Annotated in this window: 9 protein-coding genes; 5 read left to right on the forward strand and 4 right to left on the reverse strand. The window is 32.0% G+C overall.

Translation table 11 applies throughout. The features are described from left to right. Positions 1–286: 286 nt before the first annotated feature. The 3 genes from N4A31_01800 to N4A31_01810 form a co-directional block, all read right to left on the reverse strand. The gene (locus N4A31_01800) at positions 287–1,201 is read right to left on the reverse strand and encodes a mechanosensitive ion channel (protein ID MCT4634968.1); all 915 of its coding nucleotides are present in this window, start codon (positions 1,199–1,201) and stop codon (positions 287–289) included. A 12-nt stretch (positions 1,202–1,213) separates the two neighbouring features. After that, positions 1,214–1,852, reverse strand: a complete 639-nt coding sequence (tmk, locus tag N4A31_01805; protein ID MCT4634969.1) for a dTMP kinase — start codon at positions 1,850–1,852, stop codon at positions 1,214–1,216. A gap of 176 nt (positions 1,853–2,028) precedes the next feature. Then, positions 2,029–2,769 (reverse strand): hypothetical protein, encoded by a 741-nt coding sequence (locus tag N4A31_01810; GenBank protein MCT4634970.1) that lies wholly within the window; start codon positions 2,767–2,769, stop codon positions 2,029–2,031. A gap of 345 nt (positions 2,770–3,114) precedes the next feature. On the opposite strand from N4A31_01810, the gene N4A31_01815 reads away from it, so the two are divergent. Both N4A31_01815 and folE read left to right on the forward strand, forming a co-directional pair. Then, a complete protein-coding gene (locus tag N4A31_01815) occupies positions 3,115–4,437 on the forward strand; it encodes a cbb3-type cytochrome c oxidase subunit I (GenBank protein MCT4634971.1) in 1,323 nt (440 codons plus the stop codon). Beyond that, positions 4,434–5,003: a GTP cyclohydrolase I FolE gene (gene folE / locus N4A31_01820; protein ID MCT4634972.1), complete on the forward strand. Its 570-nt coding sequence runs from the start codon at positions 4,434–4,436 to the stop codon at positions 5,001–5,003. The genes N4A31_01815 and folE overlap by 4 nt, the downstream gene beginning before the upstream one ends. Before the next feature lie 154 nt (positions 5,004–5,157). On the opposite strand, the gene N4A31_01825 is transcribed toward folE, so the two are convergent. After that, positions 5,158–5,508, reverse strand: a complete 351-nt coding sequence (locus tag N4A31_01825) for a hypothetical protein (GenBank protein MCT4634973.1) — start codon at positions 5,506–5,508, stop codon at positions 5,158–5,160. 218 nt (positions 5,509–5,726) lie between these two features. On the opposite strand from N4A31_01825, the gene N4A31_01830 reads away from it, so the two are divergent. The 3 genes from N4A31_01830 to htpG all read left to right on the forward strand — a co-directional run. Continuing rightward, on the forward strand, positions 5,727–6,740 hold the full coding sequence (locus tag N4A31_01830) for an aspartate-semialdehyde dehydrogenase (protein MCT4634974.1): 1,014 nt from the start codon (positions 5,727–5,729) through the stop codon (positions 6,738–6,740). 109 nt (positions 6,741–6,849) lie between these two features. Beyond that, the gene (locus N4A31_01835; GenBank protein ID MCT4634975.1) at positions 6,850–8,073 is read left to right on the forward strand and encodes an MFS transporter; all 1,224 of its coding nucleotides are present in this window, start codon (positions 6,850–6,852) and stop codon (positions 8,071–8,073) included. A gap of 89 nt (positions 8,074–8,162) precedes the next feature. Next, the coding region (gene htpG / locus N4A31_01840; GenBank protein MCT4634976.1) for a molecular chaperone HtpG at positions 8,163–9,145 on the forward strand (983 nt) is incomplete at its 3' end.

Genomic DNA, 9,145 nt, shown 5'->3' on the forward strand with positions numbered 1-9,145 from the left:
TATTGCTACAGAAGAAGACCATTCTATGTGATGAGTTTTTTACTAGATCCTCGCGCCCTTACGGGCGCAAGGATGACGAAAAATATAATTTAGGCGCAAGGATGACGAAAATGAATGAGAGGAACGCAGCGCAGGGACAACTCAAAGTTAAAGAAGGTAAAATACCTTAAAGTGTACGTCATTCTTGTCAAACGAAAGTTTGACGAGAATCCAGTTTGAATTATTTATCGATCCCCTTTTTGAACTAAGAATAATGTATGGTTATACCTTCATAAAAACGAAAATATCAATCGACTACAGATTTTAAATATGGAATAGCTAGTTCAATATCATTCTTTTCTAATGCACTAAGAATATTTTCATTAACTTCACTTTTCACTGCCTTTCTTTCAGAATAGGTTAAATCAAGCCAGAAGCGCACTTCGTAACATAAATGATTATCTTTGAACTCTGAAAGAAGAACTTGCGGAGCAGGGGTCTCTAACACTCCCTTGGTTTTAGCTACAGCATTCAAAATAATCTTATTAAAATTTTTTCTATGTTTGGCTTTATGGTTGATTTTGAAATGAGTGGAAATTCGAAGTTTTCCTTCATAACGGCTCCAATGGGTGAAGCGATCTTGCATTAATTTAACGTGAGGTATAGTGATTTGTAAATTATCTTGTGTTTTTAATTCTATAGCCCTAGATTCAATTTTATCAACTCTACCAAGTTGACCATCAGCCTCTATCAGATCTCCTACTTTTATTTTTCCTTCTATAATTAAAACAAGACCGCTTATGAAGTTATTAACTAGATGCTGCGAAGATAGACCAATGCTAACAACAAATGCACCACCAATGAAGGTGAAGATGGTTAAGGGAACCCCAGCAATGTCTAAGGCTATGATGATAACTGCACCTATTAAAATATAATCAATAACTCTAGAAAGTAAATTAGCAGAGTTTTTATCAAATTTAACTAGAGAAAATAATTTAGCCTTTAATGATTTCCCTAAATATTTGGCTATTTTAAGACCAATAGCAAAAATTATTAATCCAATAATTATATTTGCCACAGTAACTTCTTGATTATCAAAATTAAATACAGGATAGTTCCACCCATTAGAAAAACTTGAAATAGTTTTTTCAATTGGTTTACTTTGAGCAAAACATATTAATGGCATTAATAGAGTGATAAAAAATAATTTTATTTTTTTCATATATAAATCCTTTTAAATAACTTCTTTTAATTTAAAATCTCCAACCTTATTAACCGCTTTAATAATTTTACTATGAATAGCTTTTATTGATTCATCAGAGCTCAGTATAATACAGCGACTAGAAGCCATTTTAGCAATCTCTAGAAATCCCTCTCTAACTCTTCTATGAAACTCTAGATCAAGATTTTCATAGTTATCAAAGCTTCCATGGGCTTTGGCTCTGCTAAGTCCTCTTTCAGGTTCAACATCTAAAAGGAAAGTTAAGTCTGGAGCTAACCCTTCCATAAACATATTATGGAGCATTGCTGGAAATTTCTTACCCAATTTATGCCCATATCCCTGATAAGCCATAGTAGAGTCAACAAAACGATCACAAATTACAATTTGCTTACTGCGTATGGCAGGAATTATTTTTGTTTTGGCATGTTCATAACGACTTGCATTGTGAAGCAATAACTCAGTTATTGGATGGAACTTAGATTTGCTATGAAGAAGAAGATTTCTAATTTCTTCAGCAGGTTCAGTTCCTCCAGGCTCTCTAGTTAATATAGACTCAATTTTCACCTGTTCAAAGGCTTGATATAATAATTTAGCCTGAGTTGACTTTCCAGAACCTTCACATCCTTCGAATGTAAAAAACTTTGCTGACATATATGTTTATTCTCCTGTGGAATAGAATTTTATATGAATACTACTATATTATATAAAAAGCCTCAACTAATTTATGTTTCATATTTGAGATCTTGATTTTAATATAGAATCAAGTTTTTAGCCTTAAAGATGCTTGGTGAAAGCAGCAATTAGTAAGTGAAACTCATGTCTGTTCCTTAATATCTACTGTGACTAGATTTGGTTATTTTAGTAGGGGTGGTATTACTAAGGTCCTTATTCTCATCAATAGGTCTTTTAAAACTTTTTGCAAGTGCTTCTTTAACTTGCAAATCTGCTTTAATTTGAGCACTTCTTAAATTATATTTGTCTTTTAGGGTTTCTGTTCTTCCTTTTGGCACATAATCTTTAGAAGCACTACCTTGACGTAATAGATCATATGTCATACGTAGACAATTACGATCTATTGCTTCATAAGCAAGTTCACTTACTGTATCGCTTCCTTTAAATTTGATTTTATATGCACTTATAACTCTTTGCATTAGAGGAAAATTATTATCTCTATATGCACTTATAAATTCTTGTCGTATATTTGCATTATTTTTCCGTCTCCACTCTTCATCAAAACTTGGATAATGAGGCATTGTATTGTTGCTAACATCAGTGATTTGTGCCCCTTTCATAAATTTAACTTTAGTTTCAGTGGGCTCTTTTGCAATATCTGTATTTCTAGGTTTAGCTAAAAGAATATTTTTTTCCCTGTTATATGTAGCTTCATAGTTTTCCATTTTATGGGCTATTTTTTGAAAATCTCCTGTTTGAGCTAACTTAATAAAATCATTAATTAGTTTTATTGCTACTATATCATCCATGTTTGTATAGGTATGAGATTTTAATAATTCTATTTTGGCTAATTCTAAAGCAGTCTGTCCTGCAGAGTTTTGTAAGCTGAGGTCCATAGGAGACAGTGTTGAGCAATCTATTCCTTCTATAGTTACATTTTTACCTCTACAAAGTATATAAGCTGCAATTTTAGGAGATTTTAATCTGCCAACAGCATTATGTAAAATCCCCCCCTTTGTCTGTAGAAAGTTTTACCAGATCAGGCTCTACTTCAAAAGATCTATGAGTGTTTTCTATATTCGCTTCTAGTGGAGATGTTTTTTTCATATTATTAACCTAAATTTATTTATGTACAATACAATACCCCTTATTAATTAATAAATAATTAACAATAAAACATAACTTTTCAAATCATCAGCTATGTGCTATCAATAATATTGATAAATTTTTAGGAGAGACTGATGTTAGATTTATTGTTACCAAAAGATAAACTTTCTAGATGTGTGTTTATTGCTTGGTTTATTTTAGCTGTGATGGCTCTTGCTGCCTCAGGAATTTATTCTTTCCTGCCATACGCCCTTAGAACTCCTTTTCTAGCTAAATACATAGACTTAAAACATTTATTTAATGTTTCATTAATGGTACATGTAAATCTTGGGGTATTAATTTGGTTTATGTCTTGCAGCGCTATGTTGATGATTATCGTGACTAAAGAAAGTTATATACCAATTTCATTGGTTGCATTTCTTTCTTCGGTTGTTGGCGCGATATTTATAGCAACCTCTCCATTTATTGGTGCCAGTGAAGCCATAAAAAGTGACTATATACCAATATTGCATAATCTTGTATTCATAATAGGAATATCTTTATTTATTACTGGAATATTATTACAAGCGATTCTAACTTCCCTTAGCTATAAAAAAATAAAGGATAATCTAGTTAGTTTTACCATATATATGAACGCTATGATATTCCTTATAGTGGTTATATGTTTTGTTCAATCAGTATGTGGAATAAATAAGGTTGTAGGAGCTAGGTTTATTGACCTAGTAGAATATTATCAATTGCTTTTTTGGGGACCTGGTCATTTATTGCAATTTTGCTATATCCAGTTGATTATTATCGTTTGGATGGTAATAGCAAAAACACTCACTTCCAAGCTTTCTTTAGATAACACAATTTTTATATACTTGCAGTGGTTTAATTTTCTTTTAGTAGCCATTAGTATCATGGTTTATTGGTTTTATCCCATCGATAGCGCACAGTTGTACGACTTTTTCACTTTACATATGAAATATATAGGAGGATTATTAGCAACCATTATAGCAATATGGCTTCTAGCAAGAATGAGAATTAATATATCTAAATTTGAAGCAGTCACCTTATTTTCATCAATATTCTTACTCTTAAGTGGTGGTTTTATAGGATATTTAATCACAGGAGCTAATGTTACTGTTCCAGCACATTATCACGGTGTGATCCTTGGAATTACGGTGGGACTAATGGGGTTGTTTTATATGATATTACCCAAAGTAGGTTTTAGGTCTGTAAATAATAAACATGCAATATGGCAAATTATGATATACACTGTGGGTCAGTTTATCCATGTTGCGGCATTAGCCATTTCTGGAGGATATGGAGTTTTAAGAAAAGCTCCAGGCACTGAATTAAGCGTTAAGGCCAAGATGTTTATGGGAGCTATGGGAGTGGGCGGCTCTTTAGCCCTAATAGGTGGTGTATTATTTGTAGTGCTGATTTTTAGAAATATGAAGGAAGATAAATGACTATAAAAAAACCTAGTAGAGAACAAGCTGAAGAAGCGGTTAGAACCTTAATTGCTTGGGCAGGTGATGATCCTAAGCGCAAGGAATTGATCAACACTCCAAGAAGAGTGGTGGATTCCTATTCTGAGCTTTTTAGTGGCTATAATATATTAATAAATGATCAAGATTATACAACTTTTCCTAATCAAAAAGGTTATGATGATATGGTGGTCTTGCGTGAAATTGCACTAGAATCTCATTGTGAGCATCATATGGTTCCAATAACTGGTAAAGCAACTATAGCATATATTCCAGATAAAAAGATAATAGGACTTAGTAAAATTGCTAGAATTGTTGATGTATTTTCTAAACGTCTGCAAATACAAGAAAGATTGGTAATTGAGATAGCTGAGTGCATTGATAAATTATTAAAACCTAAGGGAGTAGGGGTGTTTATAGAATCTTCACACCAATGTTTAACTATGAGAGGGGCATATAAACCTGGTAGCTTAATGCAAACTTCTCATATGATTGGTTGTTTCAAAGAAAGAGAGATAAGAAAAGAATTCTTCAGAATCATGTCTTAAATACTCATTTAAAGATTATTAATTAATAGATATATTAATGTTTTCTTAAAGGGGTGAGCACCTTTTTATCAATATTTTGACGTAAAAATTAATGTGTAAAACTCAACCCCTTAGGTTTTATTTAGGCTGTGCCATCTTAGCCTCTAAAAAACTATTATCTTCGACTTTGAGAGCGTTCTGGTGATGAACTAGATTCTATTGCAGCAGAAGTTTGAGTTGTTACTTGTCCAGGTTCTTGTTTTATTTTAGTACTTTCTTGTGAGAATACCATACCATTGGTACTAGCTGCCTCTTCACCTTGTTGTTGAGGGTCAACTTCTGCATTCTTTGCATGTGCAGCTTTATGTACAACACCTCCAACTGGAGTTGTAGGCTGGGTTGTTACATGACCACTAGCTACAGCTGCATGCGCTATTTTAGGCGCCGCATAGCTCAAGCTAGCAAGAGTTAAGAAAGCTGCGCTTGTTGTTAGTATAGCGGTTGTTTTTAGAAAAGTTTTTTTCATCTTTTTACTCCTTTAATTATTATCTACCTCTAAATATATAAGAATAAACTTATACATGATATACCATTTTATAATGTAAAGTAGCTCGTATCAAGCATTAATACACTAACGGAGTAAGATTATTAACTATTAATTCCTTCTAAGTGCATATCTTGCATTTTACATAAAATGCTTTATGATCATTTTCTAGAATTATATGAGAATAAATAAGGATTAATATGATAAAAAAAGAAAGGTATAATATTGCTGTAATTGGAGCTACTGGAAATGTTGGCCGTGAAGTTTTGTCTATTTTAGATGAGAGAAAATTTCCTATAGATGAAATATATGCAATAGCTTCAAGCTCTTCTTTAGGAAAGGAAGTTAGTTTTGGTGAAGAGAAAATTTTAAAAGCTACCACAATAGATAAAGTAGATTTCAAAAATGTTGATATTGCTTTCTTTGCTGCAGGATCAAAAATTTCTAAAGAATACGTACAAAAAATAGCAGATGAGGGATGTGTTGTTATTGATAAGGCAGCTCATTTTAGAAATGATCCTAAGGTTCCATTGATTGTTCCAGAAGTGAATCCTGAAGCAATTAAAGCTCATAAAAATATTATATGCAGCCCCAATTGCTCTGTTATTCCCATGATGGTTGCATTAAAGCCATTGGATGATGAAGCTGCAATTAAAAGAATTGTAGTGTCCACATATCAGTCAGTATCGGGCTCTGGTAAAAAGGCTATGGATGAGCTTTTTAATCAAACAAAAGGGATGTTAATGTATCAAGAAGCAACTCCTTCTGAATTTTCAAAGCGTATTGCTTTTAATGTTATTCCACATATAGATGATTTTCTTCCTTCTGGGTTAACTAAAGAAGAATGGAAAATGGAGGTTGAAACTAAAAAGATCCTTGGAGATGATATACACATCACTGCAACTTGCGTTAGAGTTCCGGTTTTTGTAGGGCATGGAGCTGCAATAAATGTGGAGTTTGAAGAAGACATAACAGCGGCTGAGGCCAAGAAAATTCTAAAATTAGCAGAAGGAATAGAAGTAGTGGATAATTCACAAGATGGAGGATATGCTACTCCAATAGATGTGGTTAGAGATGATGCAGTATTTGTATCACGTATCCGGAAAGACTCCAGCGTTAATTCAGGCTTAAGTATGTGGGTGGTTGCTGATAATTTACGTAAAGGTGCAGCTCTTAATGCGGTGCAAATAGCTGAGCTATTAATCAGAGGGTAGTTTTATTTTTTTAACATAGTTTCTATTAAGCACTTAATATTATAGCTATCTTAACAATGGAGCAACATAATTGTTATTGCGTGAACCATATAAGGAGATATAATCTTTTATGTTAAAAAATAAAAACATAATTCAAAGCAGTAATATATTATTTATATTACTATTGGTTATTATAACTGTTGCCGTTGAGTCTGGAAATACCACATATATCCAATTTATGACCGATATAATAGGTGAGTTAAATCTTAATTCAGAAGATGCTAATTATCTTATAAGACTTAATATAGTTGGAGTTTTGATTTCCAGTTGTTTAATTGGTCCATTAACTGATATCTATGGAAGAAGAAAGCCATTTATATTAGGTTTAATTCTCTACGTAATAAGTAGTTTTACTTGCTATTATCTTCTTAATAATAATTTTGTAGCTTTGGTATTTTTTAGATTCTTACAAGGAATCTCTGAAGGTATTATAACAATAATAGTTTGGTTAATTATCTTAGACAGATTTTCAGTTGTGCAATCAGGTAAAATAGCTGGTTTTTCAGAAGGATCTTCATATTTTATTTTAGCAATGCTGCCTCTATTCACTCTATGGATTGCTAAAATATATTTTTGGCGCATAGCATTCATAATTATTCCAATATTGTCTGTAATATCTTTATTATTAGCTTTAATATCCTTAAAGAAAGAGGAATCTATAGAAAAGAAACCTTTTAATCTTCAGGTATTTAAGAAGATATTTAAGGACTATTGGAAGTTGCTAAAGAATTTTGAATGCATAACCTATATATTCATATATGCGTTTGCTACTGCTACATATGTAGTAATTTATTCTAATATTTCAATAGTTTTTATTCATAATAACTATATTAATACAGAAATATTTAGTTACTTTTTGATAGCTGACTCCATGCTATATGTTCTTGCATCATTCTTATCAATTTATATCATTGCTAAAAAAGGGATAGACTTTACTAAGAATTTTGGATTCATGATTTTTATGTTTGGCTGTTTAGGATTATTTGCGGTTTCTTGTATAGATAGATATAATACATATCTAATATTAGCTTTTATTTTGATAATTTCTTTTGGTTCAGCATTAGTAACGGGATTTATGTTGAAAGCAACTGAAATACTTCCTCGCATGAAAGGATCAATTCTTTCTCTTAGTTACGTATTAATATCTGCTATATCAGCTCGAAAGATTTACTGGACGCAAATACTTTTTGATGACACGATTATGCCCACTGCCATTGTTATTTTTATTGGAGGTAGCATATTAACAGTGCTTTTTGCTGTAATTTGTTATAAAAAATATAAAATTGTACAATAGATAACATAATTTAATTCTATAACCTCTTGATATTATAAGTTGTTGTTCATATATGTACTAGCGATATATAATTTAAAAGAGAGGATAACATGAATAAAAAAACTAAAGCAGCTAAAGAAGAACATATTAAGTTTGATGCAGAAGTAGGGAAGATACTTCAATTAATGATTCATTCTCTTTATGAGAATAAAGATATTTTCTTACGTGAATTAGTTTCTAATGCTTCAGATGCTTGCGATAAATTACGTTATATGAGTATCACTAATCCTGAGCTAAAGAATGACGATTCTGAGTTTAAAATTCAAGTTATTGCCAATGAACAAGACAGAACTATCACCATTACAGATAACGGCATTGGAATGAACAGAGAAGATCTTATTGACAATATAGGCACCATAGCTAAGTCTGGTACTCAAGGATTCTTATCAAAACTTACTGGTGATGCTACTAAAGATGTTCAACTAATTGGTCAATTTGGTGTTGGTTTTTATTCTTCATTTATGGTAGCAGAAGAAGTGGAAGTTGTTTCTCGCAAAGCAGGTGAAGATAAGGTCTGGAAATGGAGTTCAAAAGGAGATGGTGAATATATTATCCAAGAAATTACAGATAGCAAGGCCACACGTGGAACTTCAATTATTTTGCATCTTAAATCCGGTGAAGATGATTTTCTAGATAAATTCCGCTTAAAAAACATCGCCCAAACTTATTCTGATCATATTTCTTTTCCAATTGAGTTAACGCCCACTGAAGGAGAGATTGAAATAGTTAATAGTTCTGCTGCTATTTGGATGCGTCCTAAAAATGAAATAACGGAAGAACAGCATACAGAGTTTTATAAGAAAATTGCTCATTTACCGGATAGCCCGTGGCATGTAATACACAATAAAAACGAAGGAATGATTGAATACACAAACTTGCTTTATATTCCATCAAGTAAGCCTTTTGATTTATTTAATCCCGATCGTCGTAGCAAAGTTAAATTATATGTTAAAAAGGTATTTATTGGAGCTGAGGGAATTGACTTGGTTCCATCTTATTTAAGGTTCTTACATGGTATAGTAGATTCTGAAGA

This window comes from Rickettsiales bacterium (assembly GCA_025210695.1).
Classification (GTDB): Bacteria; Pseudomonadota; Alphaproteobacteria; order Rickettsiales; family CANDYO01; genus CANDYO01.

What these genes read in the sequence shown, in the direction of transcription:
- N4A31_01800 (MCT4634968.1), bottom strand. Translation starts at nt 1,201, where the DNA reads ATGAAAAAAATAAAATTATTTTTTATCACTCTATTAATGCCATTAATA.
- N4A31_01815 (MCT4634971.1), top strand. Translation starts at nt 3,115, where the DNA reads ATGTTAGATTTATTGTTACCAAAAGATAAACTTTCTAGATGTGTGTTT.
- N4A31_01830 (MCT4634974.1), top strand. Translation starts at nt 5,727, where the DNA reads ATGATAAAAAAAGAAAGGTATAATATTGCTGTAATTGGAGCTACTGGA.
- tmk (MCT4634969.1), bottom strand. Translation starts at nt 1,852, where the DNA reads ATGTCAGCAAAGTTTTTTACATTCGAAGGATGTGAAGGTTCTGGAAAG.
- N4A31_01825 (MCT4634973.1), bottom strand. Translation starts at nt 5,508, where the DNA reads ATGAAAAAAACTTTTCTAAAAACAACCGCTATACTAACAACAAGCGCA.
- N4A31_01835 (MCT4634975.1), top strand. Translation starts at nt 6,850, where the DNA reads ATGTTAAAAAATAAAAACATAATTCAAAGCAGTAATATATTATTTATA.
- N4A31_01810 (MCT4634970.1), bottom strand. Translation starts at nt 2,769, where the DNA reads ATGGACCTCAGCTTACAAAACTCTGCAGGACAGACTGCTTTAGAATTA.
- folE (MCT4634972.1), top strand. Translation starts at nt 4,434, where the DNA reads ATGACTATAAAAAAACCTAGTAGAGAACAAGCTGAAGAAGCGGTTAGA.